The sequence below is a fragment of the Nocardioides islandensis genome, assembly GCF_015352455.1.
In the GTDB taxonomy this organism is placed as follows: domain Bacteria; phylum Actinomycetota; class Actinomycetes; order Propionibacteriales; family Nocardioidaceae; genus Nocardioides; species Nocardioides islandensis.
In genome coordinates this window covers 225,099-250,267 of record NZ_JADKPN010000004.1, presented here as the reverse complement: position 1 = coordinate 250,267, position 25,169 = coordinate 225,099, and the positions used below count along the sequence as shown (strand labels likewise).

The 25,169-nt window shown below is 71.8% G+C and carries 16 protein-coding genes; 9 read left to right on the top strand and 7 right to left on the bottom strand.

From position 1 onward, the window contains the following. Positions 1-9: 9 nt before the first annotated feature. The gene (locus ISU07_RS09985) at positions 10-5,175 is read left to right on the top strand and encodes an ExeM/NucH family extracellular endonuclease (protein WP_194706627.1); all 5,166 of its coding nucleotides are present in this window, start codon (positions 10-12) and stop codon (positions 5,173-5,175) included. 202 nt (positions 5,176-5,377) lie between these two features. After that, the gene (locus tag ISU07_RS09980) at positions 5,378-7,711 is read left to right on the top strand and encodes a bifunctional metallophosphatase/5'-nucleotidase (RefSeq protein WP_194706626.1); all 2,334 of its coding nucleotides are present in this window, start codon (positions 5,378-5,380) and stop codon (positions 7,709-7,711) included. 74 nt (positions 7,712-7,785) lie between these two features. On the opposite strand, the gene ISU07_RS09975 is transcribed toward ISU07_RS09980, so the two are convergent. Further along, positions 7,786-9,564 carry a glycoside hydrolase family 15 protein gene (locus ISU07_RS09975; protein WP_194706625.1) on the bottom strand — a complete coding sequence of 593 codons (1,779 nt, stop codon included), beginning with the start codon at positions 9,562-9,564 and terminating at the stop codon, positions 7,786-7,788. An 18-nt stretch (positions 9,565-9,582) separates the two neighbouring features. On the opposite strand from ISU07_RS09975, the gene ISU07_RS09970 reads away from it, so the two are divergent. Continuing rightward, positions 9,583-10,116, top strand: a complete 534-nt coding sequence (locus ISU07_RS09970) for a CinA family protein (RefSeq protein WP_323742528.1) — start codon at positions 9,583-9,585, stop codon at positions 10,114-10,116. A 63-nt stretch (positions 10,117-10,179) separates the two neighbouring features. Further along, positions 10,180-10,494, top strand: a complete 315-nt coding sequence (locus ISU07_RS09965) for a helix-turn-helix domain-containing protein (protein ID WP_194706624.1) — start codon at positions 10,180-10,182, stop codon at positions 10,492-10,494. An 8-nt stretch (positions 10,495-10,502) separates the two neighbouring features. Here the strand turns inward: ISU07_RS09965 and ISU07_RS09960 are convergent, their stop codons facing one another. The 5 genes from ISU07_RS09960 to ISU07_RS09940 form a co-directional block, all read right to left on the bottom strand. Then, positions 10,503-11,306: an Fpg/Nei family DNA glycosylase gene (locus ISU07_RS09960; protein WP_194706623.1), complete on the bottom strand. Its 804-nt coding sequence runs from the start codon at positions 11,304-11,306 to the stop codon at positions 10,503-10,505. Positions 11,307-11,309: 3 nt separating this feature from the next. Then, complete coding sequence (locus tag ISU07_RS09955) at positions 11,310-15,875, bottom strand: ATP-dependent helicase (protein WP_194706622.1); 4,566 nt, start codon at positions 15,873-15,875, stop codon at positions 11,310-11,312. Positions 15,876-15,932: 57 nt separating this feature from the next. Then, positions 15,933-17,849 carry a M3 family metallopeptidase gene (locus tag ISU07_RS09950; RefSeq protein ID WP_323742527.1) on the bottom strand — a complete coding sequence of 639 codons (1,917 nt, stop codon included), beginning with the start codon at positions 17,847-17,849 and terminating at the stop codon, positions 15,933-15,935. 328 nt (positions 17,850-18,177) lie between these two features. After that, the gene (locus ISU07_RS09945) at positions 18,178-18,975 is read right to left on the bottom strand and encodes a hypothetical protein (protein WP_194706621.1); all 798 of its coding nucleotides are present in this window, start codon (positions 18,973-18,975) and stop codon (positions 18,178-18,180) included. After that, complete coding sequence (locus ISU07_RS09940; RefSeq protein ID WP_194706620.1) at positions 18,972-19,484, bottom strand: GNAT family N-acetyltransferase; 513 nt, start codon at positions 19,482-19,484, stop codon at positions 18,972-18,974. Before ISU07_RS09940 ends, ISU07_RS09945 begins: the two co-directional genes overlap by 4 nt. 56 nt (positions 19,485-19,540) lie before the next feature. Between ISU07_RS09940 and ISU07_RS09935 the strand changes: the two genes are divergently transcribed. From ISU07_RS09935 to ISU07_RS09925, 3 genes are read left to right on the top strand one after another with little or no spacing between them, the layout of a single operon-like run. After that, positions 19,541-20,722, top strand: coding sequence for a methyltransferase domain-containing protein (locus ISU07_RS09935; protein ID WP_228521587.1), 1,182 nt, complete (start codon positions 19,541-19,543; stop codon positions 20,720-20,722). Positions 20,723-20,739: 17 nt separating this feature from the next. Next, a complete protein-coding gene (locus ISU07_RS09930) occupies positions 20,740-20,934 on the top strand; it encodes a DUF3046 domain-containing protein (RefSeq protein ID WP_194706619.1) in 195 nt (64 codons plus the stop codon). Continuing rightward, positions 20,931-22,229: an MFS transporter gene (locus ISU07_RS09925; RefSeq protein ID WP_194706618.1), complete on the top strand. Its 1,299-nt coding sequence runs from the start codon at positions 20,931-20,933 to the stop codon at positions 22,227-22,229. The genes ISU07_RS09930 and ISU07_RS09925 overlap by 4 nt, the downstream gene beginning before the upstream one ends. Here the strand turns inward: ISU07_RS09925 and ISU07_RS09920 are convergent. Then, entirely contained in the window at positions 22,165-23,187 is a 1,023-nt protein-coding gene (locus ISU07_RS09920) for a GNAT family N-acetyltransferase (protein WP_194706617.1), read from the bottom strand. The two genes, ISU07_RS09925 and ISU07_RS09920, sit on opposite strands and share 65 nt — an antisense overlap. A gap of 181 nt (positions 23,188-23,368) precedes the next feature. On the opposite strand from ISU07_RS09920, the gene recA reads away from it, so the two are divergent. Together recA and ISU07_RS09910 are read left to right on the top strand one after the other, a co-directional pair. Then, complete coding sequence (gene recA / locus ISU07_RS09915) at positions 23,369-24,412, top strand: recombinase RecA (RefSeq protein ID WP_194706616.1); 1,044 nt, start codon at positions 23,369-23,371, stop codon at positions 24,410-24,412. A gap of 103 nt (positions 24,413-24,515) precedes the next feature. After that, entirely contained in the window at positions 24,516-25,163 is a 648-nt protein-coding gene (locus tag ISU07_RS09910) for a regulatory protein RecX (protein WP_194706615.1), read from the top strand. Positions 25,164-25,169 lie beyond the last annotated feature (6 nt).

Below are 25,169 nucleotides of genomic sequence, written 5' to 3'. Positions count from 1 at the left end.
AGGAAACGCATGTCCACATCCCCCAAGCGCCTTGCCGTCCTGGCGAGCGCTGCGGTGGTGGCGGCCGGTCTCACGGTTCTCACCCCACCCGCACTGGCGAACCCCGGAGGCACCGGGCTCGTCATCAACGAGGCCTACCTCAACGGCGGCTCGGCCGGCGCCACCTACACCAACCGGTACGTCGAGCTGTACAACCCGACCGGCAGCGCCATCAGCCTGTCGACCTACTCGCTGCAGTACCGCGCCGCGGGCAGCACCGGGAACTCGACCACCGTGGTGCCCCTGACGGGCTCCATCGCCTCGCACGGCTACTGGACCCTCGTCGGCGGCAGCAACGGCGCCAACGGCGTGGCGGTCCCGGGCGGCGACCAGACGGCCACCGGCTTCAACGCCAGCGGCTCCGCCGGCGGCACGATCACGCTCGCCTCGGTGACGACCCCGGTCGACCCGTCGAGCCCGACGAACATCGTGGACAAGCTGGGCTACGGCACGAGCAACGCGCCCGAGACCACTGCGGCCGGCACCGGCTACAACGTGACGACCAGCCTGGGCCGCAACGCGGCGAGCGCGGACACCGACTCGAACCTCGCGGACTTCACGCCGCAGGGCAACCTGACGCCCGACGCCGTCAACCAGGTCAACCCGACGCCGTTCACCGGCTCCATCGCGGAGATCCAGGGCAACGGGGTCAACGCCACCAAGAACGGCTTCCTCGCGACCACCACCGGCGTGGTGACCTCGCGCTACACCACGGGTGGCTTCGACGGCTTCTACATGCAGACCGCCGGGTCCGGTGGCGCCTCCGACCCGACGCCCGACGCCTCGGACGCGATCTTCGTCTACGTCGGCTCCTCCAAGCTCGGCCAGATCCCGGCCGTGGGCAACACGGCCAACGTGGTCGGCCTGGTCAAGGAGTTCAACGGCCTCACCGAGATCGACATCAACACGGCCGGCGGCTCGCTGGCCGACGGTGGCGCGGCCACCCCGATCGACCCGCACACCGGCGCGCTGCCCGGCACCGACTGCGCGCTCCCGGGCAACACCTGCCTCACCGGCGCCGCTCTGGCCGCCGCGCAGGAGGCCCACGAGGGCGAGCTCTGGGACGCCTCGGGCGACTTCACCGTGACCGACGCCTTCGACGGGTCGGCCTTCGGTGGCGACGCGTGGGGCACCTCGTCGTCGAGCAGCATGTTCGGCGAGGTCGGCCTCGCGGCCAACTCGACCGACCCGCTGGTCGCGCCGACCGAGGAGATCGACGCGCAGGACCACGCGGCCGTGGACACGCGCACGGCGTACAACAAGGCCCACCAGCTGGTCCTCGACGACGCCTCGAGCATCACCTTCTGGAACACCGCGGGCACCGGCCAGGACGACGTGCCGTTCCCGTACTACACCCCGACCAACCCGATCCGGGTGGGCTCGTCGGTCGCGTTCAACGACCCGATGATCTACAGCGACAGCTTCGGCACCCGCCGGCTGATCCCGCTGCAGCAGGTCACCGACGACGGCTCGAGCGCGGGCGTGGACTTCACGAACACCCGTCCGACCGGTGCGGCCGCCGTGGGCGGCGACATCAAGCTGGCGACGTTCAACGTGCTGAACTTCTTCCCGGTCTCGGCCGCGGAGTACGTCGCGCTGAACCCTGCCACCAACGCCTGCTCGGCGTTCCTGGACCGCGACGACAACCCGATCGCGGTGAACTCCTGCACGCCCAACGGCCCGCGCGGTGCCTGGGACGACACGAACCTGCGCCGCCAGCGCAGCAAGATCGTGAAGTCGATCAACGCGCTCAACGCCGACGTGGTCTCGCTGGAGGAGCTGGAGAACTCCGTCCAGTTCGGCCGGAGCCGCGACGACGCCATCAGCAAGCTGGTGGCCGCGCTCAACACCGACGCGGGCAGCACCCGCTGGGCCTACGTGCCCTCGCCGGCTGCCGCCGACCTCCCGCCGCTGGCGGAGCAGGACGTGATCCGCACGGGCTTCATCTACAACCCGGCCAAGGTCATCCCTGTCGGTGCCTCCAAGGTGCTGGTCGGCAACGCCGACTTCAACAACGCCCGTGAGCCGCTGGCCCAGGCGTTCAAGGTCCGCGGCACCGGTGACGCCAACGCCTTCGGCGTGATCGTCAACCACTTCAAGTCCAAGGGCTCGGGCACGCCCGACCCCGACGGTCAGGGCAACGCGAACGCCGACCGGGTCAAGCAGGCCAACGGGCTGCTCGACTTCGCGACGCAGTTCAAGACCGACCGCGGCATCGCTCGGATGTTCCTCGTGGGCGACTTCAACGCCTACAGCGAGGAGGACCCGGTCCAGGAGATCGAGCAGGGTGCGGACAACGTCGCCGGCAACTCCGACGACTACCACGCGGTCGAGGAGGGCCCCGGCGGCGACGAGTCGTACAGCTTCTCCGGCCTGTCGGGCTCCCTCGACCACATCTTCGCCAACGACGCGGCGTACGCCGACGTCACCGGCGCCGACGTGGTCGACATCAACGCCAGCGAGTTCGTGTTCAACCAGTACAGCCGCTTCAACTACAACGTGACGCAGCTGTTCAACCGCAACACGATCTACGCCTCCTCCGACCACAACCCGGAGATCGTCGGGATCAACAAGCCGAACAACGGCATCGAGATCCAGATCCTGGGCACGAACGACTTCCACGGTCGCATCGCCAACGATCCTGCCTCGGCCTCGGCCGGCGCGGCGGTGATGGCCGGCGCGGTCAAGCAGCTCCGGGCGGACAACCCGAACACCGTGTTCGCGGCGGCGGGTGACCTGATCGGCGCGTCCACGTTCGAGTCGTTCATCGACAAGGACAAGCCGACGATCGACGCGCTGAACTCGGCCGGCCTCGAGGTCTCCTCGGTGGGCAACCACGAGTTCGACCAGGGCTACGACGACCTGGTGAACCGCGTCATGGCTCCCTACGACGCGACCACCAACCCGAAGGGTGGCGCCAACTGGGAGTACCTCGCCGCCAACCTGGTGAAGAAGGGCACCAACGACCCCGTCGACGAGATCGCCCCGACGTGGACCAAGACCATGAACGGCGTGAAGGTCGGCTTCGTGGGTGCGGTCACCGAGCACCTGCCGGAGCTCGTGTCGCCGGCCGGCATCGCCGACATCGATGTCACCGACATCGTCACGGCGGTGAACACCCAGGCCGACGAGCTGAAGGACGTCGAGAACGCCGACATCGTCATCATGCTGGTGCACGAGGGTGCCGGTGGCACCGACTGCGCCACGATGGACGACGACCCGAGCTCGGACTTCGGCAGCATCATCAACGGCATCGACGAGAACGTCGACGCGATCGTGTCCGGTCACACGCACCTGGAGTACAACTGCGACTTCACGGTGCAGGACTGGGTCGACGAGGGACGCAAGGTCACCAAGCGTCCGGTGGTCTCCGCCGGCCAGTACGGCGCGGCCCTCAACCAGATCGTGTTCGACGTCAACCCGGGCACCGGCGAGGTCATCTCGAAGCGCCAGAACGTCCTCCGGCTGAAGGTCGCCAACGGCGGTCCCTTCAACTACCCGGTCGACGCCCCGACCCAGACGATCGTGGACGCCGCAGTGGCGAACGCGAGCGTCCTGGGCGCGGTGCCCCTGGGCCAGATCGGCGGTCCGTTCGGGCGTGCCCGCTTCATCGACGGCAGCGAGAACCGGGGTGGCGAGTCCACGCTGGGCAACCTCGTCGCCGAGGTGCAGCGGTGGGCGACCGAGAACCCCGAGTCGGGTTCGGCCCAGATCGCCTTCATGAACCCCGGCGGTCTGCGTCAGGACATGCTCGGGACCGGCACCGGCGCCTTCCCGCGCACGCTCACCTTCAAGCAGGCGGCGGACGTCCAACCGTTCGCCAACACGCTGGTGAACATGAAGCTCACCGGGGCGCAGATCAAGTCGGTCCTGGAGGAGCAGTGGCAGCCCGCGGGCGCGTCGCGACCCTTCCTGCGTCTCGGTGCGTCGAAGGGCTTCACCTACACCTACGACCCGTCGAAGCCGGCAGGTTCACGCATCACCGGGATGTGGCTCAACGGGACACCGATCCAGTCCGGGACGTCGTACTCGGTGACGGCGAACTCGTTCCTGGCGTCGGGCGGGGACAACTTCCTCACCTTCGCCCAGGGCACGCAGAAGCGGGACACCGGAAAGGTGGACCTGCAGGCGATGGTCGACTACATGGCCGAGTTCGCCAACCCCGGCGCGGGTGACCCGCCGCTGCCGATCAGCTATGCACAGCAGGCGGTCGGGGTGAAGTTCCCGGGTGCCGCACCGGCGTCGTACGCCGTGGGTGACCACGTCACGTTCGACCTGACCTCGCTGGTCATGACGGAGAACAACGCCGTTCGTGACACGCAGGTGTCGGTCAAGCTGGGTGGCACGACCCTCGGGACCTTCCCGGTCGCGACCGTGCTGAGCCCGCCGGGCAACGCCAGCAGCAACGACGAGGTGGGCACCGCGTCGGTCGACGTGGTCATCCCGGCCGGCACGGCCCCCGGTGCCACGCAGCTGGTGGTGGAGGGAGCTTCCGGGACCAGCGCCATCGTCCCGGTCACGGTGAGTGGTGGCACCACGCCGCCTCCGCCGCCCCCGCCCGCGCCGACGCCGGCACCGACCACGGTGGCCGGTGCGGTGAAGGCCTTCCCGTACGGCGAGGCCGGCCTGCTCACCATCGCGGTGAGCCGCTCCGACGCCAACGGCTCGGCGGACGTGTTCGACGAGTCCGGCGCCAAGATCGGCACCGCCACCATCTCGGCGGGTGTGGGCAGCCTGACCCTCGCGGCGAAGTCGATGCTGCCGGGGACGCACACGCTGACGGTGAAGTACCTCGGGACGAACGAGTTCGCCCCGTCGCAGAGCACCGTCACGTTCAAGGTGCGCAAGGCGACGCCGACGGTGAAGCTGAAGGTCGCCGACGAGGTGTCCAAGGCCGGCGGCGACAAGGTCGTGGTGCGGGTGACCGCGGCCAACGGCGTCCCGGTCACCGGCAAGGTGAAGCTGACCATCAAGGGGACCGGCAAGGAGATCACGGTCAAGCTCGTCAAGGGCAAGGCCACGTTCACGCTGCCGAAGGTCTCGACGGCGGGCACCTACACCCTGAAGGCCAGGTACCTCGGTAGCAGCCTGCTCAACAAGGTGGCCGACCGCCAGAAGGTCGACTTCGTCAAGTAGCACCGCAGCACCAAGCAACAACCGGTCCGGCCCGTCCCACTCGTGGGGCGGGCCGGACTTCTTTGCTTTTCTGGTCCGCGTCGCGAACTTCTCGGGCCCGGTGGCCGTCGGAGCGGGTGTACGGGGTGGTCTCGCGCGTGCTCGCACGCCGCCGCCGACGTACGTGCTCTCACGGATCAACCACGACCGGAAGGCAGAACCTGTGCGACACCGCATGAATGCGCGGCTGGCGTTCGGGGCCTCGGTGAGCCTGCTGGCGGGATCTCTCGCCATCGTGGCCGGCACCGTGGCGCCCGCCCAGGCCGCAGACGGCCAGATCAAGATCAACCTCGTCGGCATCAACGACTTCCACGGGCGCATCGACGCCAACACCGTGAAGTGGGCCGGCACCGTCAAGAAGCTCGAGTACGACACGTCCGGCACCTCGCCCGGCGCGTCGCTCGTGGTGGGCGCCGGCGACCTGATCGGTGCCTCGCTCTTCGCGTCCGCGAGCGCCGGTGACCAGCCCACGATCGACGTGATGAACGAGGTCGGGCTGGACGCCTCGGCCGTCGGCAACCACGAGTTCGACAAGGGCTGGGCCGACCTGCGGGACCGCGTCATCAACAACAAGACCAACGCGAAGTGGGACTACCTCGGCGCGAACGTCTACCAGAAGGGCACCCAGACCCCGGCGCTGCCCGAGTACAAGATCTACAACCTGACCGACGCCGACGGCGACGCGGTCAAGGTCGGCGTGATCGGTGCGGTCACCCAGGAGACCGCGAGCCTGGTCAGTCCCGGCGGCATCAGCACGCTGGACTTCGGCCCCGCGGTCGCGGCGGTGAACCGGGTGGCCGCCCAGCTCAGCGACGGCAACACCGGCAACGACGAGGCGGACGTGCTGGTGGCGACGTTCCACGCCGGCTCCAACGTGACCTCGAGCTACGTCGACGCGTTCGCGGCCGGCGGCGAGTTCGCGGCGATGGCCAACCTCGACCCGCACATCGACGCGGTCTTCAACGGGCACACCCACCAGAAGTACGTGTACAGCCAGCCCGTCACCGGCGGCGACCAGCCGACGCGACCGATGGTGCAGACCGGCTCGTACGGCGAGAACGTCGGCCAGGTGCTCCTCGACTACAACACCGGCACCGGCAAGGTGACCGCCAACGCGGCGAGCAACACCGCTCGCGTGACGACCAGCGACGCCGACCTCGTCGCCAACCCGACGTACGGTGCCGACCTCCAGAAGGTCAAGAACACCGTGGACGCCGCCCTGGCGGCGGCCAAGACGGTGGGCAACCAGCCGGTCGGCCGGATCACCGCGGACATCACCACCGCGTTCCGGTTCGGTGCCTACACCGGCGGCAGGTACGCCGGTGGCGAGCGCGACGTGCGTGAGCAGGAGTCCACGCTCGGCGACCTGGTCGCCAACGCCCTGCGCGACGGGATCCCCGCCGACCAGGGCAAGGCCGACATCGGCATCGTGAACCCGGGCGGCCTGCGCGACGAGCTCTACTTCAAGGGCGACCCGGCCTCGAACCCGGCCAACACCGACGGCGTCGTCACCTACGCCGAGGCCAACGGCGTGCTGCCGTTCGTCAACAACATCTGGCTCGTGCAGCTCACCGGGAAGCAGCTCAAGACGGTCCTCGAGCAGCAGTGGCAGCCGGCTGGCGCCGCCCGCGCGTTCCTGGCGCTCGGCCTGTCCGACAACGTCCGCGTCACCCAGGACGCCACCAAGCCCTACGGCAGCCGGATCACCTCGGTGCTCGTCAACGGCCTGCCGCTGGACCTGAAGAAGATCTACACGGTCAGCACCTTCAGCTTCCTCGGCACCGGTGGCGACAACTTCACGGCGTTCAAGGACGGCACGTCCAAGGACACCGGCCTGGTCGACCGCGACCTGTGGATCGGCTACCTCCAGAAGGCGGGCCCCATCGCGCCCGACTTCGCCCGGCAGCAGGTGCAGGCGCAGAACATGAAGACCTCGGTGAAGCCCGGCAAGAAGTACACCTTCCGGGTCAACGGTCTCGACCTCACCTCGCAGGGGAGCCCGCAGAACACCGAGGCCGGCCTCTACGCCACCACCCTGGTCAAGGGCAAGCCGATCCAGGTGAAGCTGGGTGAGTTCCCGGTGGCCAACGGCCTGGCGAAGTTCAACTTCCGGACGCCGCGGATCCGCTTCTCGCAGCTGTCGGTCGTCGCCGAGCCCTCGGACACGATGGTCGGGATCTTCCACGGCACCTTCAACCACCAGATCAAGGCCAAGCCCCGGCTGGCGACCAGCAAGTCGCCCCAGCGGGCCATCGCGGGCAAGACCCGTACCTCGGTGAGCATCGAGGTCAAGGTCCCCGGCATGGACCCGAAGGGCTGGGCCGCGGTCAAGATCGGCGGCAGGCAGTACAAGGGCAAGCTGGTCGACGGCAAGGTCACCATCAAGCTGCCGAAGTTCAACAAGACCGGCAAGCAGCGGCTGAAGGTCAAGTACCTCGGCGGCAAGGAGTTCAAGCGCGCCTACAAGTTCATCAACCTGTGGGTGGTTCGCGGCTGAGCTCTGGGTGACACCACGGTCAGGAGGGGTCTGCGCGGGGGGCGCGGGCCCCTCCTCCGTGTCGCGCGAGAAGGTCAGCGCACCGTGCTGGTGGACTGGCGGAGCCGGAACGCCGCCTGCACGAGCGTCAGGTGGCTGAACGCCTGGGGGAAGTTGCCGACCATGCGGTGGTTGGCCGGGTCGTACTCCTCCGAGAGCAGGCCGACGTCGTTGACCAGGCCGACCAGCCGGTCGAACAGGGCGCTGGCATCGTCGAGACGGCCGGCGGCGGCGTAGGCGGAGACGAGCCAGAAGGAGCAGGCGAGGAACGGGTGCTCGTCGCCGGGGAGGCCGTCGATGTCGGTCTCGGTGCGGTAGCGCATCAGCAGGCCGTCGCGGAGCAGGTCCTTCTCGACGGCCTCGATGGTGCCCAGCATCTTCGGGTCGTCGCCCTTGACGAAGCCGATCAGCGGCAGCACCAGCAGCGAGGCATCGACCTCGGTGGTCTCGTCGTGCTGGGTGAAGGTGTTGCGCTCGGCGTCGTACCCGTCGGTCATGATCGCCTCGCACACCTCGTCGCGACACTCGCGCCAGCGCTCGACGGGTCCGTTGAGGCCCTCGTCCTCGACAGCGCGCACGGCGCGGTCGAACGCCGCCCAGACCATCGCGCGGGAGTGGGTGAAGTGTCGTGCGGGGCCGCGGATCTCCCAGAGGCCGTGGTCGGGCTCCCGCCAGGTCTCGCAGAGGCCGTTGACCAGGCTGCGCTGCATGTTCCAGGCGTCGTCGTCGTCCTCGAGCCCGGCGCTGCGCGCGGCGGAGAGAGCGATCATCACCTCGCCCATCACGTCGGTCTGACGCTGCTCCACGGCGGCGTTGCCGACGCGCACCGGGACCGAGCCGGCGTACCCCGGCAGATGACCGAGGGTGTGCTCGGGCAGGTGGCGGGCACCGTCGACGGCGTACATGATCTGGAGGTCGCCCGGGTCGCCGGCGACCGCGCGCAGCAGCCAGTGCCGCCAGAACCTCGCCTCGTCGGTGTAGCCCGCGTCGATGAGGGACTCGATGGTCAGCGCCGCGTCGCGCAGCCAGCAGTAGCGGTAGTCCCAGTTCCGCTCGCCGCCGAAGTCCTCGGGCAGCGAGGTGGTCGGCGCGGCGACGATGCCGCCGGTCTGCTCGTGGGTCATCAGCCGGAGGGTGACCAGCGACCGGCGTACGACGTCGGCGTGCGGCACGTCGTGGTGGCACCGGGCCGCCCACTCCGACTCGTCGGCGATCGTCTGGGCGATCGGCGGGTCGGCGCTGGGCGGGGTGCGTTCGTACGACGGGATCCAGGTCATCGAGAACGTCAGCTCGTCGCCGGCGTCGACCGGGAACTCGTCGCGGTGCGTGCCGTCGTGTGCCACCGGGAGCCGGGGGGCCCGGAGCACGAGCTTGTCCGGCCCGGCGACGGCGGTGATGACCTCCTCGCCACGGATGTCGCGACGGCGGACCCACGGGCGGATCGCGCCGTAGTCCATCCGCACCACCCACTCGTGTCGCATCCGTACCGTGCCCCGGACGCCGGTCAGCACGCGCACGACGTCGGCGCGGTGGTCGCCGGTCGGCATCACGTCGAGCAGGGTGACCTCGCCGTCCTCGGTGGTGAACGTCGTCTCGAGGGCGGCCGAGTCGTCGACGTAGCGCCGCGTCACGTCGTAGGCGATCGTCGGCTCGAGCTGCCAGTGGCCGTGCGAGTCGTCGCCGAGCAGGCCGGCGAAGCACGCGGGGGAGTCGAACCGGGGCAGGCAGAGCCAGTCGATCGAGCCGTTCTTGCCGACCAGGGCCGCCGTGTGCCGGTCGCCGATGAGGGCGTAGTCCTCGATCGGCAGGGCCATGACTGGAACAGTAGCCGCGTGAGGTTGGGCAACAGATCACCCGATCGAGGGGGTCGTCCCGCCGCCTCGGCCCTGGTGGACGCGCTGCGCGAGCGGGAGGCGACTCTGGCGACCGCCGAGTCGCTGACAGGGGGCCGGCTGGCCGCGCTGGTGACCGAGGTACCCGGGGCGTCGGCGGTGTACGTCGGCGGCGTGGTCAGCTACGCGACGGCCCTCAAGGTGGCCCTGCTGGACGTGCCGGAGGACCTCGTCGAGAGGTACGGCGTGGTCTCGCCCGAGTGCGCCGGCGCGATGGCACGCGGCGTGCGCGGCCTCACGGGGGCGACGTACGGGCTCTCCACCACCGGCGTCGCCGGGCCCGACGAGCAGGAGGGGAAGCCCGTGGGCACGGTGTACGTCGGCGTGGCAGGGCCGGACGGAGAGAGTGCCCTGGCCCTGGAGCTGGTCGGCGACCGTGCCGCGATCCAGGAGCGCACCTGCCGGGAGGCGCTCGACGCGCTGCTGGGGACCGTTCGGGGGAACCTCCGGAGGGAAGAACCAGGCCTCGGGTAGCGTTGGGCAGGTACTGCACAGGAACGTGTGCAGAGGACCTGTCCATGGGAAAGGGTGAGGGCGATGGTGCTGTTCCGGCGTCTGCTCGGTGACGTGCTCCGCGACAAGCGGACCCAGCGCGGCCTGACCCTCCGTGAGGTCTCCGCCGAGGCCCGCGTGAGCCTGGGCTACATCTCCGAGATCGAGCGCGGCCAGAAGGAAGCGTCCAGCGAGCTGCTCTACTCCTTGTGCGACGCCCTCGACGTCCCGCTCTCGGACGTCCTCCGTGAGGTCTCCGACGCCGTCGCCCTCGAAGAGGCCGCCGCGCAGCTGACCACCCTCGAAGCCGTCCGGGCCCGCGTCGCCGGCCGCGGCGAGGTCGTCGGCTCCGCCGCCTGACCCGGCGATCACGAGCGTGCAGGCTGGCAGGACGGGCACCAGTACGCCGCCCGCGCCCGGCCGGGCTCGCCGAGCTCGGCGTACGCGATGGGCGTGCCGCAGCGCAGGCAGCGCTCGCCCGGCTTGCCGTAGACCCACAGGCTGCGCCCGCGGCGCTTGTCGCCGGTGGTCGCGATCTGGGGGAGGTTGCGGTTCTGCACGAGCAACGAGTGCGCGAGGCGGACCATCCGCAGCGGGTCGGTCACCACGCCGACCGGTGAGCGCGGGTCGTAGCCGGTGAGGAAGCACAGCTCGCTGCGGTAGATCGTGCCGATGCCGGCCAGGTTGCGCTGGTCGAGCAGAGCCTCGCCGAGCGGACGATCCGGGTCCGCGGTGAGCCGGCGCGCCGCCTCCTCGTCGTCCCAGTCGGGACCGAGCAGGTCCGGACCGAGGTGGCCGACGATGCGGTCCTCGTGCTCGCGCAGCACCAGCTCGACGACGCCGAGCTGGAAGCCGACGGCGGTGCGGGTGGGTACGTCGAGGACGACGCGCGCGAGGTGGCCCGCCTTGTTCCAGCGCTGGCCCCGGTCGTAGACGCGCCAGGAGCCTTCCATCTTCAGGTGCGTGTGCAGGGTCCAGCGCTGGTCGGTCGGCTGGTGGTCGATCCGGGTGAGGAGGTGCTTGCCGCGGGAGACCGTCTCGGTGACCGTGCCGCCGGCGAGGTCCGTGGTCGCGATCGCCGGCACCCGGAAGTCGGTGCGCACCAGCTCCTGGCCGGAGAGGGCCTGGTGCAGCTTGCGGGCGGTCCGCCAGACCGCGTCCCCCTCGGGCATGCCTCAGCCGCGCAGCCGCAGCCCGCGCGGGGTGGACACGAACCCGGCGGCGGTCAGGGCCAGCCGCAGCGGCGTCAGCCCGGTCCCGAGCACCTGCTCGCCGTCCGCGCGCTCGACCGTCATCCGGCCCAGGGCCCCGCGCCGCGCGGCGTCGGCCAGGGCGTGCGCGGCGGGCTCGAGCAGCTCGGGGTCCTCGGGCCAGGTCAGGAGGGTCTTGCCGCCGCGCTCGACGTACAGGGTCAGGGCCCCGTCGACGAGGACCACGATGGCGCCGGCCTTGCGTCCGGGACGGTGGCCGACGCCCTCGCCCTCGGCCTTCTCGGGCCGGTCGGGCCAGGGGAGCGCGGCGCCGTAGGGGTTGGCGGGGTCGGTGGCCGCGAGCGCGACGGCGACCGGCTTGGCGTCGTCCGGCACCTCCGCGAAGGTGCGCAGCCGGTCGACGGCCCCGGAGGTGCCGAACTGGGCGGCGCCGAGCGAGGCGACGAAGTAGCCCCGGCGGCAGCGGCCGGTCTCCTCGAAGGCGGACAGGACCTTGTAGACCGACGCGAACCCGCCCGGCACGCGCTCGCTCATCACCGCGCCGCGGGTCACCACACCGTGCCGGTCGAGGAGGCGCTCGGCCACGGCGTGCGCGCGGCGGGTCGGGTCGTCGTCGAGGGCCGGCAGGACCGCCCAGCGGCCGGCGGTCTCGGGCGGACCGCCACGGCTCGGCATCCGCGGCCGTCCGGAGACGGTCGTGCGGGTGCGCGCGGGCGCCTGGCGGGTGCGGTGGGCCGTCCTGCCCCCGCGGATCAGCACGCGCAGGGGTGTGAGGGTGTCGTTGCTGACCCGCCCCGCCCACACCAGGTCCCACAGCACGGCGGCCAGGGCCCGGTCGTCGGAGGCGCCCACCTGGTCGCTGAGCTGGCGGAAGAACCAGGCGCCGCCGGGCGCCAGGGCGTCGAGGACCGCCTGGTGCAACTCGGAGTGCTCGAACGGGGTCGGCGGCGGCAGGGTAAGCGGGGCCTGGTCGGCGAGGTGCAGCGCGACCCAGCCGTCGTTGCCGGGCAGGTCGCCCTGGCCGGCCCAGATGACCTCACCGGCCGCAGTCAGCTCGTCGAGGTACGCCGGCTCGTAGTCGCGCACCCGGGCCGCGAGCACCAGCTGCTCGAGCGCGGAGGCCGGCACCGGTGCGCCCGCCAGCTGGTCGATCGCGGTGAGCACCCCGTCGACGCCACGCAGGCCCCGTCGGCCGCCCGGGGTGCCGTCGGCCACGGACTGCCAGGCGGGGAGGTACCGCGCGAGCGCCTGCGGTTCGACGGGCTCGACCTCCTGGCGCAGGCGGGCCAGCGAGCGGCGGCGCAGCCGGCGCAGCACCTCGGCGTCGCACCACTCGGTCTCGGTGCCGGCCGGCCGGAACTCGCCGTCGAGCACCCGACCCTGGCCCCCGAGTCGCTGGAGGGTGTGCCGGACGACCGCGGCACCCAGACCCAGCGCCGTGGCCAGCTGGTCGACGGTGAACGGGCCGTGGGTGCGGGCGTAGCGCGCGACCAGGTCGCCGAGCGGGTCGTCGACGGACTCGGTGAAGACGTCGGGGACGCCCGGGGGCACCGGCACGCCGAGGGCGTCGCGCAGGCGGCCGACGTCCTCGATCGCGGCCCACCGCTCGTCGCCGGCCATCCGGACCACGGCCGCGCGACGCGAGTCGGTCAGGCGGGTCAGGCAGTCCGTGACGTCGGTGCCGGGCACGGTCCGGGCGGCGACCTCGTCGGCGGTCAGCGGGCCGAGCAGCCGCAACAGGTCGGCGACGCCCTCCACGTCCCGCGCCTTGCGGTCGTCGGTGAGCCGCTGGAGCTCGGCCTCGACCTCCTCGAGCACCTCGGGGTCGAGGAGCTCGCGCAGCTCGGCCCTGCCCAGCAGCTCGGCCAGCAGCCCCTGGTCGAGGCTCAGCGCGGCGGCGCGGCGCTCGGCGATCGGTGAGTCGCCCTCGTAGACGAACTGCGCGACGTACCCGAACAGCAGCGTGCGCGCGTAGGGGGACGGCGTGGTCGTCTCGATGTCGCTGACGCTGACCTCGCGGCGGTCCAGGCGCTTCATCAGCGTGACCAGGGCCGGGAGGTCGTAGACGTCCTGGAGGCACTCGCGGACGGCCTCGAGGACGATGGGGAACGACGGGTACTTGGCGGCGACCTCGAGCAGCTGCGCGGCGCGCTGGCGCTGCTGCCACAGCGGTGAGCGGCGGCCGGGGTCGCGCCGGGGGAGCAGCAGCGCGCGGGCGGCGCACTCGCGGAAGCGGGCCGCGAACAGCGCGGAGCCGCCGACCTCGCCGGTCACCAGGTCCTCGATCTCGTCGGGCTCGAAGACGACCAGGTCGCCGCTGGGTGGCTCGACGTCGGTGTCGGGGATGCGGATCACGATGCCGTCGTCGGAGGCCATCGCCTGGCCGTCGACGCCGTACCTCTCACGCAGGCGGGCGTTGATGGCCAGCGCCCACGGGGCGTGGACCGGGACGCCGTAGGGGGAGTGCAGGACCAGCCGCCAGTCGCCGAGCTCGTCGCGGAACCGCTCGACCAGGAGGGTGCGGTCGCTGGGCAGGACCCGGGTGGCCTCGACCTGCTCGTGGACGTAGCTGACGAGGTTGTCCGCGGCGTACGCGTCGAGACCGGCCTCGGCCGCGCGAGCGTTGGCCTGCTTCGAGGGCAGCGCTGCGAGCTCACGGGTGAACCCGCCGATGGCCTCGCCCAGCTCGGCGGGACGGCCCAGGGTGTCGCCCTTCCAGAAGGGCAGCCGGCCCGGGATGCCGGGCGCGGGCGTGACCAGGACGCGGTCGTGGGTGATGTCCTCGATGCGCCAGCTGGTGGCGCCGAGGGCGAAGACGTCGCCGACGCGGGACTCGTAGACCATCTCCTCGTCCAGCTCGCCGACGCGGCGGCCGGCGCCCTCGCCGACGAGGAACACGCCGAACAGGCCCCGGTCCGGGATGGTGCCGCCGCTGGTCACCGCCAGGCGCTGGGCGCCGGGGCGGCCGGTGATCGTGCCGCCGACGCGGTCCCAGACGACACGCGGGCGCAGCTCGGCGAACTCGTTGGAGGGGTAGCGGCCGCTGAGCAGGTCGAGGGTGGCCTCGAAGGCGCTGCGGGGGAGGTTCACGAACGGCGCGGAGCGGCGCGCGAGGTCGTAGAGGTCGTCGACGGACCAGGCGTCGAGGGCGGTCGCCGCGACGACCTGCTGGGCCAGCACGTCGAGGGGGTTGGCCGGGACGCGCAGCGACTCGATGGCGCCGGTGCGCATCCGCTCGACGGCGACGGCGGTCTGGGCGAGGTCGCCGCGGTGCTTGGGGAACAGCACGCCGCGCGACACCTCCCCGACCTGGTGGCCGGCGCGACCCACACGCTGCAGCGCGCTGGCCACGCTGGGCGGCGACTCGATCTGGACGACCAGGTCGACGGCGCCCATGTCGATGCCGAGCTCGAGGCTGGACGTGGCGACGACGCAGGGGAGGCGGCCGCGCTTGAGGTCGTCCTCGATGATGGCCCGCTGCTCCTTGGAGACCGAGCCGTGGTGCGCTTTCGCGATGACCACCTCGGCGCCCGCGGACGCCCCGGACTGGGCCATGACCTGGGCCGGTGGCTTGCCTCCCGCGTCGGGCAGCTGCCCGCCTGCTCTCGTGGTGGCGATCTCGTTGAGCCGCGCGGTGAGGCGCTCGGCCAGCCGCCTGGAGTTCGCGAAGACGATCGTCGAGCGGTGCTGCTCGACCAGGTCGACCACGTGCTCCTCGACGTGCGGCCAGATCGACCCCGAACGGCCGTCGTCGGCGTCCGCGTCGCTGTCGACCTGGTCGCCGTCGGGCGCCGTCATGTCCTCGACGGGGACGACGACCTTGAGGTCCCAGCGCTTCTCGGCCGGTGGAGCGACGATGTCGACCGGCGCGTGGCCGCCCAGGAACCGGGCCACCTCGTCGAGCGGCCGGACCGTCGCCGAGAGGCCGACGCGCTGGGCGGGCTTGTCGAGGAGCGCGTCGAGGCGCTCGAGGCTGACGGCCAGGTGGGCGCCGCGCTTGGTGCCGGCGACGGCGTGCACCTCGTCGAGGATCACCGTCTCCACGCCTCTCAAGGACTCCCTCGCCTGGGAGGTGAGCATCAGGAAGAGCGACTCGGGGGTCGTGATGAGGATGTCCGGGGGCCTGCTGGTGAGCGCGCGTCGTTCCTGGGCCGTGGTGTCGCCCGACCGGACGCCGACGCTGAGGTCGGGCAGCTTCTGCTCCAGGCCCAGCCGGTCGGCGGCGTGCCGGATCCCCGCCAGCGGCGCCCGCAGGTTGCGCTCGACGTCGACGCCGAGGGCCTTGAGCGGGGAGATGTACAGCACCCGGCAGCGCTGGGCCCTGTCCGGCACCTCGGCGGTCAGCAGCCGGTCGATGGACCACAGGAACGCCGCCAGCGTCTTGCCCGACCCCGTCGGGGCCACCACCAGCGCGTGCCGCCCGGCCCCGATCGCCTCCCACGCCCCCTGCTGGGCCGTCGTCGGCTCCGCGAACGCAGCCGCGAACCACTCCCGGGTGGGTTCGCTGAAGCGGGTCAGGGCCTCGTGCACCCCTTCATCCTGACAAACGCCACCGACAGGGGCTCTCGGCGCGGGCCGGGCACGGCGTCAGCGCGCGAGCCAGGCGGCGTACGCGTCGAAGGTGTAGGGGCGGCCGAGGAAGTCCTCGACGAGGTCGGCGGCGTCCCTGGTGCCTCCCGGGGCGAGGACCAGGTCCCGGTAGCGGTGGGCGACCTCGGGGGCGAAGAGGTCCTCGGGGTCGAAGGCGCTGAAGAGGTCCTTGGCGATGACCAGCGACCACATGTAGGTGTAGTAGCCGGAGGAGTACCCCTCGAGGTGCCCGAACCCGGCGGACATGTGGGTGCCCGGGACGTAGGAGAACATCGAGTACTTGTCCTGCAGCGAGATCGTCGCGGCCGTCAGGTCGGACGGGCGGTCGGTGTGGAACCAGTACGACATCGCGGCGTAGAACATCTGCGTGCGGGCGTGGTAGCCCTTGCCGAAGTCGTCGGCGCGCTTCATCGCGGCGACCAGGTCGGCCGGGATCGGCTCGCCCTCGGCGTTGCGCGCGAAGGTCTGGAGCACGCCGGCGTCCCAGGCCCACTCCTCGAGCAGCTGGCTCGGCGCCTCGACGAAGTCCCACTCGGTGGCCACGCCGGAGAACCGCGACCAGTCCACCCGCCCGGCCAGGATGTGGTGCACCAGGTGACCGAACTCGTGGAACAGCGTCACCACGTCGTCGTGCTCCATCAGCCCCTTGGGGAAGTTGCACACCAGGATGCCCTCGGGCAGCTGTCGCCCGGCGATGCCGTCGGTGAGCGTGAACTGCGCGGCGTGGTTGTACTTGTTCTCGCGCGGGTGGAGGTCGAGGAAGATCCGCCCCAGCGTCTCGCCCGCGAGCTCGACGTCGTACGCCGTCACGTCCGGGTGCCAGAGCTCGACATCGGTGACCGGTGCGTACGACAGGTCGAAGAGCCGGCCCGTCACGTCGAGCAGCCCGGCGCGGACCGCCTGGAAGTCGAAGTAGGTGCGGACGACCTGGGCGTCCACGTCGTACTGCTCCTTGCGGACCAGCTCCTCGTAGAACGGGTAGTCGACCCCGCCGATGGAGTCCTCGCCGGGGTGGTCCTGGCGGAGCCGGGCGAGGAGCACGGCGCGGTCGCGCTCGCCGGACGACTGCGCCACCTCGGCGATGCGGTCGATGAACTCCGGGATCGCCGGGCCCTTGCCGATCATCTTCACGTCGGCGTCGTAGTCGGCCCAAGTGTCGTAGCCGACCAGCTTGGCGAGCTCCTCGCGCAGCTCGAACATCTCCTTGAGCAGGGCGTCGTTGCTCGGCCAGCCGATGTTGAGGAAGGCCTCGACCATCTGGGCGCGCACCTCGCGGTCGGTGCAGAACGTGCGGACCGGGATCGCGTCGGGGTACTCGCTGGTGAGCGTGACCAGGCCGTCGTCGTCGACCTCGTGGGAGTCCAGCCAGTCCTGCGGCATGCCCGTGAGCCGGTCGGGGGAGATCCTGAAGGACCGTTTGTCGTCGCGGAGGTTCTGCCGGAACTGGAGCCCGACGGTGGTCAGCTGCTCGTTGATCTCCTTGATGCGCGCCCGCGTCGCGTCGTCGCGGTCGACGCCGGAACGGCGGAAGTCGCGCAGCGTCTTCTCGAGCAGGCGGGCCGCGGACTGGTCGAGCGTCGAGGCGTCCAGCGCGGCGAAGACGTCGTACAGCTCACGGTCCAGCTGCAGCTCGGTGTCGAGCTTGTGCACCTCCTGCACCGCGGCGTCGCCCCGGGCGCGGACCGCCTCGTCGGGGTGCACCTCGCTGAACACCGACCCGCAGGCGATCGCGTTGGACATGCCGGTCTGGCCCTCGTCCCAGATGCGCAGGGCCTCGATGGCCGAGGTCGCCTCGCCGCCCTTGAGCCGGTCGACGGCGGCGCGGGCGGCCCGCAGACCGGTCTCGCAGCGCTGGTCGAGCCAGTCGGCGAAGTCGGCGGCGGCGGGCAGGACAACGGGCGTCACGTCGGTCACGTCGCGATCCTTGCCGATGGCACCGACAAACCCAACGCGTTATCGGCCCCTCCTGTCGGCTCGCGGACGGCTGAGTTGCGCCTCGGGCGCGGTCGAGTTGCGCCTCGGGGACGGTCGAGTTGCGCCTCGGGTGCGGTCGCAGGTGCCGGGGGCGCAACTCGCGGGTGCCGGGGGCGCAACTCGCAGGTGCCGGGGGCGCAACTCGCAGGTGCCGGGGGCGCAACTCGCAGGTGCCGGGGGCGCAAATCGCAGGTGCCGGGGGCGCAACTCGGAGGTGCCGGGGGCGCAACTCGCAGGTGCCGGGGGCGCAACTCGCGCGTCTGGGGCATCACTCCGCGCGGTACCCCAGCCCGGCGTCGTCCAGCGCCTCGCGCAGCCGCGCGAGGGCGATCGGGCCGACGCCGTGCATGGCCAGCAGCTCGGCCTCGGTGACGGCGCCGAGGGACTCCAGCGACGTCAGGCCGGCGGCGCGCAGGGCGCGGGTGGCAGGGGCGCCGATGGCCCGCGGAAGGTCCGTCCCGACGGGCCGCGGCGGCCGCTTCCGCTTGCGCCCGCGGAGCTTGTCGACGACGGCCTCGCCGCGGGGCGACAGGCGGTAGCCGATCGCCAGCGACTCGGTCAGGCCCAGCTCCTTGAGCTTGCGCACGTCGGTCTTGAACGCGGCCGTCTCCCGGCCCACCTGTGCGGCCAGGTCCGGGGCCCGGCGCTCGGGGAAGCGGTCGACGAGGTCGAGGGTCTCGCGGGTCCAGGCGCCGTACGACGAGGCACGGTCGAGTCGCTCGAGCCGGGCCACGATCGTGGCGACCTCCTCGCGCGTCGGCACCGCGTCCCGCAGTGCCGCTCGCGGGTCCGCCCCGCCGTAGCGGACGCCGACCCGCCAGGCCGGCTTGTCCGCCTTGAAGGCCAGCGCGTCGACCAGCGCGGCCAGCGACGCCGAGCCCGCTCGGCGGGCGTCCTCCTCGGTGAGAGTGTCCACGTCCACCTCGGACACCGAGGTCACCTCGACGATCCCGACCATCGTCCGCATCTTCGTGCCGACGACCACCCGCGGCCGGTCCCAGCGCCGGAACGCGAGGTCGATCGTGCCCTCCCGGATCGCCCGCAGCTCCGCGGGCCGGATCATCACGAGGCGGGATCCTCATCGTCCAGGCGCAGCTGCCACCAGGCGGTGTCCACCCAGGCGCCGAACTTGTACCCGACCTGCTCCAGCACCCCGACCGGCGCGAACCCGCACGCCTTGTGCAGCGCCTCGCTGGCCGGGTTGGGCAGCGCGATGACCGCGACGGCCACGTGCATGCCGTCGGTGCGCAGCAGCCCCAGCAGCTCGTCGTACAGCTTGCGGCCGAAGCCCTGCTGGCGCGCGTCGAGGCCGAGGTACACCGAGACCTCGCGGGTCCGGTCGTACGCCGGCCGGTTGCGGAACACCGACGACTCGGCGTACCCCCGCACGTCGCCGTCCTCGGCGACCACCACGAGCAGGTGCTCCCCCGGGCGAGCGGACGGGGAGACCTTCCACGCCCAGCGCTCGGGGCCGGGGGACTCGTCGTCGAAGGTGGACACCGACGTGCGGGCGTGGTGGTCGTAGATCGCCGAGACCTCGGCGAGGTCCTCCTCGGTGGCGGCTCGGATCTCCATGGCCCCACTCTGCCCACTCCCGACAAGCGAGGCATCCGCCTGACATGATCACGCCCATGACCCCCCCGATGTCTGGCCCGGTGTCCGGACCGGCACCGGTGCCGCCGGACACCAAGGACTGGACCTGGGTCCTCGACCGCCCGTGCGAGGAGTGCGGGTACGACGCCTCGACGGTCTCCGTGGCCGACCTGCCGCACCTGATCCGCGCGAACGCCGTCGTGTGGCTGGGCCTGATGGGCGTCCCCGAGGTGGCCGAGCGCCCCCAGCCGGACGTGTGGTCGCCGCTGGAGTACGCCGCCCACGTGCACGACGTGCACCAGGTCTTCCACGAGCGCCTGATCGCGATGATGACCGAGCACGAGCCGCACTTCCCCAACTGGGACCAGGACTCCGCGGCGGTCGCCGGACGCTACGACCAGCAGGTGCCGGCGATCATCGGACCGACGCTGGTCGCCGCGGCGTACGCCGTCGGCGACGTGTACGCCTCCGTCCCCGACGACGACTGGGGCCGCAAGGGCGTCCGCAGCGACGGCAGCGTCTTCAACATCGCCTCGCTCGGCCGCTACCACCTCCACGACATCGAGCACCACCTGCACGACGTCGCCTACCTCGCCGACCGCGTCACGATCGCGGCCTACGACCAGCACTCCGAGGAGTACGCCGCGGGCACGGCTGTCATGCCCGACGAGGTGCACAGCAACCTCATCCGGTTCGTGAACATGGTCGGCACCGAGGCGCGGGTGCTGGAGATCGGCACCGGCCCCGGCCGCGACGCGCAGGAGATGGAGCGGATCGGGCTGAGCGTGCGGCGTACCGACGTCAGCCAGGGCTTCGTCGACCGGTTGCACGCCGGCGGCTTCCTGGCCGACCTCGTCGACCCGCTCACCGACGACCTGACCGACCCGCTGCGCGGTGGGGCGCCGTACGACGGGGTGTGGGCGAACGCGTCGCTGCTGCATGTCCGCCGCGACGCGCTCCCCGCCGTCCTCGGGCGGCTCGCGGACGTGACCCGGCCCGGGGGCGCGCTGCACCTGACGCTCAAGGGCGGCGACGGTGCGCGGTGGTCCGTGCACGGCAACGTCGGCGCACCGCGGTTCTTCACGTTCTGGCGCGAGGAGCCGCTGCGCGAGCACCTCGCCGCCGCCGGGTGGGAGGTCGACGAGGTGCAGCACGGCATGAGCGAGCCCGTCGGACGCCCCAGCGAGGAGTGGCTCGCGGTGTTCGCGACCCGACGGTGACGGGACGGGCCTGACCGATGCGCCACACCGAGTTCTGGTCCCGGATGGAGTCCGCGCTGGGGGCCGCGTACGCCCGGCACTGGGCCTCCCACACCGTCCTCGGCGAGCTCGGCGGACGCACGCCGCAGGAGGCCCTGGACGCCGGCGACACCCCGAAGTCGGTGTGGGCCGTGGTGTGGCGGGTCCTCGAGCTGCCGCCGGTCGACCGGTGACGGTCGAGCTCACCGATCTCGAGGCGGTCCAGCGGCACACGGTGCGCACCCTCGTCGCCAGCCAGGCGGTGGGGGCGATCGGCATCACCATCGGCATCGCGACCGCGTCGCTGCTGGCGCGCGACATCTCCGGCTCCGAGGCCGAGTCCGGACTGGCCCAGACGTTCCAGGTCCTCGGCGCGGCCGTGACGTCGTTCCTGCTGGCGCGGCTGATGTCCCGCCGCGGGCGGCGGGTCGGCCTGGTGACCGGGTACCTCCTCGGAGCCGGCGGCGCCGCGCTCGCGGTGCTGGCGGGCGTGGTCGGCTCGATGACCCTGCTGCTGGTGGGCGCCGTGCTGCTCGGCGCCACCACGGCGGCGAACAGCGGGTCGCGGTACGCCGCCACCGACCTCGCGCCCGAGGCCGGACGCGCCCGAGCGCTCTCCACGGTGGTCTGGGCGACCACGATCGGCGCGGTGGCCGGGCCGAACCTCACGGGTGCCGCGGGCTGGGTCGCCGACACCCTCGGCCTGCCCGAGCTGACCGGCCCGTTCGCCGTCGGCACGGTCGGGATGCTCGCGGCGGCGCTCGTGGTCGGGGTGTTCCTGCGGCCCGACCCGCTGCTGACGGCCCGCCGGGCCGCCGACGTACCCGTCGTCGCGCATACGTCCTGGGGCACCGCGTTCGCCGTCGTGCGCCGGCGCCCGGTGCTGCTGGCGTCGGTCGTGGTGCTGGCCGGTGCGCACGCCGCGATGATCGGCGTGATGGTGATGACGCCGCTGCACATGGAGCACGGCGGTGCCGAGCTGCGGATCATCGGCGTGGTGATCAGCGTGCACGTGCTGGGCATGTTCGCGTTCTCGCCGCTGGTCGGGATCCTGGCCGACCGCCTCGGCCGCCCGCCGGTGGCGATGCTCGGCGCGACGTTGCTGCTGGCCGCGCTGACGCTGTGTGCGTCGTCGCCGGAAGGTACGTCGTGGCAGGTGTTCGGCGGCCTGTTCCTGCTCGGCCTCGGCTGGTCCTGCGCGACGGTCGCCGGCTCGACCATGGTCACCGACCACGCGCCGCTGGAGAGCCGCACCGACGTCCAGGGCCTGACCGACCTGGTGATGAACCTGACCGCGGCGGGGGCCGGGGGAGCGTCCGGCCTGGTCGTGGCCTGGTGGGGCTACCCCGTGCTCGCGCTGCTGACCTGCCTGCTCCCGGCGGCCGTCGGCGTGGCGGCGTACGTCGCGGCGCGCCGTACGGACCTCAGCCCAGCCGGTGCTGGAACTCGCCCTCCACCGAGTGGACCTCGAAGCCCATCGCCTCGTTGATCGCCACCATCGGGGCGTTGGTCTCGGCGTTCGTGGTGCGGACGTACGTCCGGTCCGGGAAGCGCTCCTGCAGTGCCCTGGTGAGCCGGCACTTGACCGCCAGGCCCAGCCGGTGGCCCCGGTGCTCGCGGAGCACGAGGGTCCCGCGCTGGTCTACGACGGGGTCGTCGAGGTCGGCCGGGCCGGTGACGGCGCAGGAGTAGGCGACGACCACCCCGGTCGCGTCAGAGGCGAGGACGGTGACACGGGTGCGGCCCTGCTCGCTCAGCTCCTCGTCCTGGTCGGCGAGCTCGGCCGCGGTCCACCGGCCCTCCTCGTGCTCCACGTCGCCACCGGGCGACTCGATGTCGAGGAGGTTGTAGACGCCGAGGTAGCCGGGCGCGAGCTCGGCGGGGATCGGGCCGACGACGACGTGGAAGGTGTACGCAGCGGTGTGGGCCGTCGCCTCGGCCTCGAGGCGGGCCAGCCTCGCCTCGTCCATCGGCAGCTGCTGGCGGCGCTCGACGTGGGTCTGGGCGAGGGAGTAGCCGAGCCGTTCGGCGAACGGGCGGTATCCGCTGACCCCGTCGGCGCCGATCCAGGTCTGGGTCAGGGCGGTACGCCGGCCGAGGTCGATCAGGTGCTGCTCGCCGTGGCGGACCAGGGCCGTCCCGACGCCACGACGGCCGTGGCGCGGCGGCACCCACGCCCACAGGCGACCCCGGTGGACGTTGTCGGTCGTGCCGGCCACCGTCCACACCTGCCCGACCATGGTGTCTCCTGCCAGGGCCGCGAAGGCGTGGTAGGACGTGGGCCCACCGGTGCGGCGGAGGAGGGCGACGCTGTCGGCGCGGGAGTAGACGCGGCTGTCGGGCACCTCGGCGCGCTGCGCCTCGACGTACAGGTCCTGGAGCACGTCCATCTCGTGCTCGTCCCAGGGGTCGACGGGACGGATCGTGAGGTCCCCGATGGTCGGCATGCGGCCACCTTGGCAGCCCGGCGTGTCGTTCGCGCGCTCGAATATCTGTTCGATAGGTTCGGGTGCGCAGGGTCGGACAGGCGGTGATCCACAGGGTCGACGCTCGGCCGAGCGGACTGTCGGCGGTTGTGTCTAGCGTTCCCGCCATCTAACAACGACATCCAGACGGAGGACGGACCACATGGCTGGTGGAGACCGCGAGAAGGCCCTCGACGCCGCGCTCGCCAACATCGAGAAGCAGTTCGGCAAGGGCTCGGTCATGCGGCTGGGCGACGACACCCGCGCGCCGCTGGAGATCATCCCGACCGGGTCGATCGCCCTCGACATCGCACTCGGTCTCGGCGGCCTGCCGCGCGGCCGTGTCGTGGAGATCTACGGCCCGGAGTCCTCCGGCAAGACGACGGTCGCCCTGCACGCGGTGGCCAACGCCCAGCGGGCCGGCGGCATCGTGGCGTTCATCGACGCCGAGCACGCCCTCGACCCCGACTACGCCAAGGCGCTCGGCGTCGACACCGACGCCCTGCTGGTCTCCCAGCCCGACTCCGGCGAGCAGGCGCTCGAGATCGCCGACATGCTGTGCCGCTCCGGTGCGCTCGACCTGATCGTCATCGACTCGGTGGCCGCGCTGGTGCCGCGCGCCGAGATCGAGGGTGAGATGGGCGACAGCCACGTCGGCCTCCAGGCCCGCCTGATGTCGCAGGCGCTGCGGAAGATGACCGGCGCGCTCAACAACGCCGGCACGACCGCGATCTTCATCAACCAGCTGCGCGAGAAGATCGGCGTGATGTTCGGCTCGCCCGAGACCACGACCGGTGGTCGGGCGCTGAAGTTCTATGCCTCGGTCCGCCTCGACGTGCGCCGCATCGAGACCCTCAAGGACGGCACCGAGCCGGTCGGCAACCGCACCCGCGTCAAGGTCGTCAAGAACAAGGTGGCCCCGCCGTTCAAGCAGGCCGAGTTCGACATCATGTACGGCAAGGGCATCAGCCGCGAGGGTGGGCTCATCGACGTGGGCGTCGAGGCCGGCATCATCCGCAAGGCCGGCGCCTGGTTCACCTACGACGGCGACCAGCTCGGCCAGGGCAAGGAGAACGCCCGCACGTTCCTGCGCGACAACCCGGACCTGGCCAACGAGATCGAGAAGAAGATCCTCGAGAAGCTCGGCGTCGGCCCCCAGGTGGACGTCGAGGTCCCGGCCGAGCCGATCGGGGTCGAGGACTTCTAGGTCTCGACTCGCCGCTCGTTCCTCGCGGCGGCTCGACCACCTAGGGGTGGTCGAGCCCGCGAGCGCCAGCGAGCGGTGTCGAGACCCGGTGAGGTGACGAGCGATGACTGACTGGCGAGGAGATGTCGAGGCCGGCGTCTCGGCGTGGCTCGGTGACGAGGGGCGTCCCGAGCCTCACCATGGGGGAGATCGGGGACCGGTCCGGGGGGATCCGGTCCCCGATGTCTCCTCCCGCCCGGGCGCGGACCGCGACCTGGGACCCGAGGCCGACCCGGAGTCGGTCGCCCGCACGATCCTGCTCGACCAGCTGACCGGCCGCGCCCGCTCGCGCCACGAGCTGGCCGACAAGCTGCGCTCGCGCAACGTCCCCGACGACATCGCGACCCGGCTGCTCGACCGGTTCACCGACGTGGGCCTCATCAACGACACGGCGTTCGCCCGGCAGTGGGTGGAGTCCCGGCAGGCCGGCAAGGGCCTGGCCAAGCGCGCGCTGGCCGACGAGCTGCGTCGCAAGGGCGTCGACCCCGAGGTGACCCGCGAGGCGCTCGACGAGCTGGAGCCCGGCGTCGAGGAGGCCGCGGCCCGCGCGCTGGTCCGCAAGAAGCTGCCCTCGATGCGCCGCCTCGACCACGCGACGGCGACCCGCCGCCTGGCCGGGATGCTTGCCCGCAAGGGCTATCCCGCCGGCCTGGTGTTCGCCGTCGTCCGCGACGAGCTGGGCGCACCGGACGACGCGGACCCGCACGAATAGCGCCTG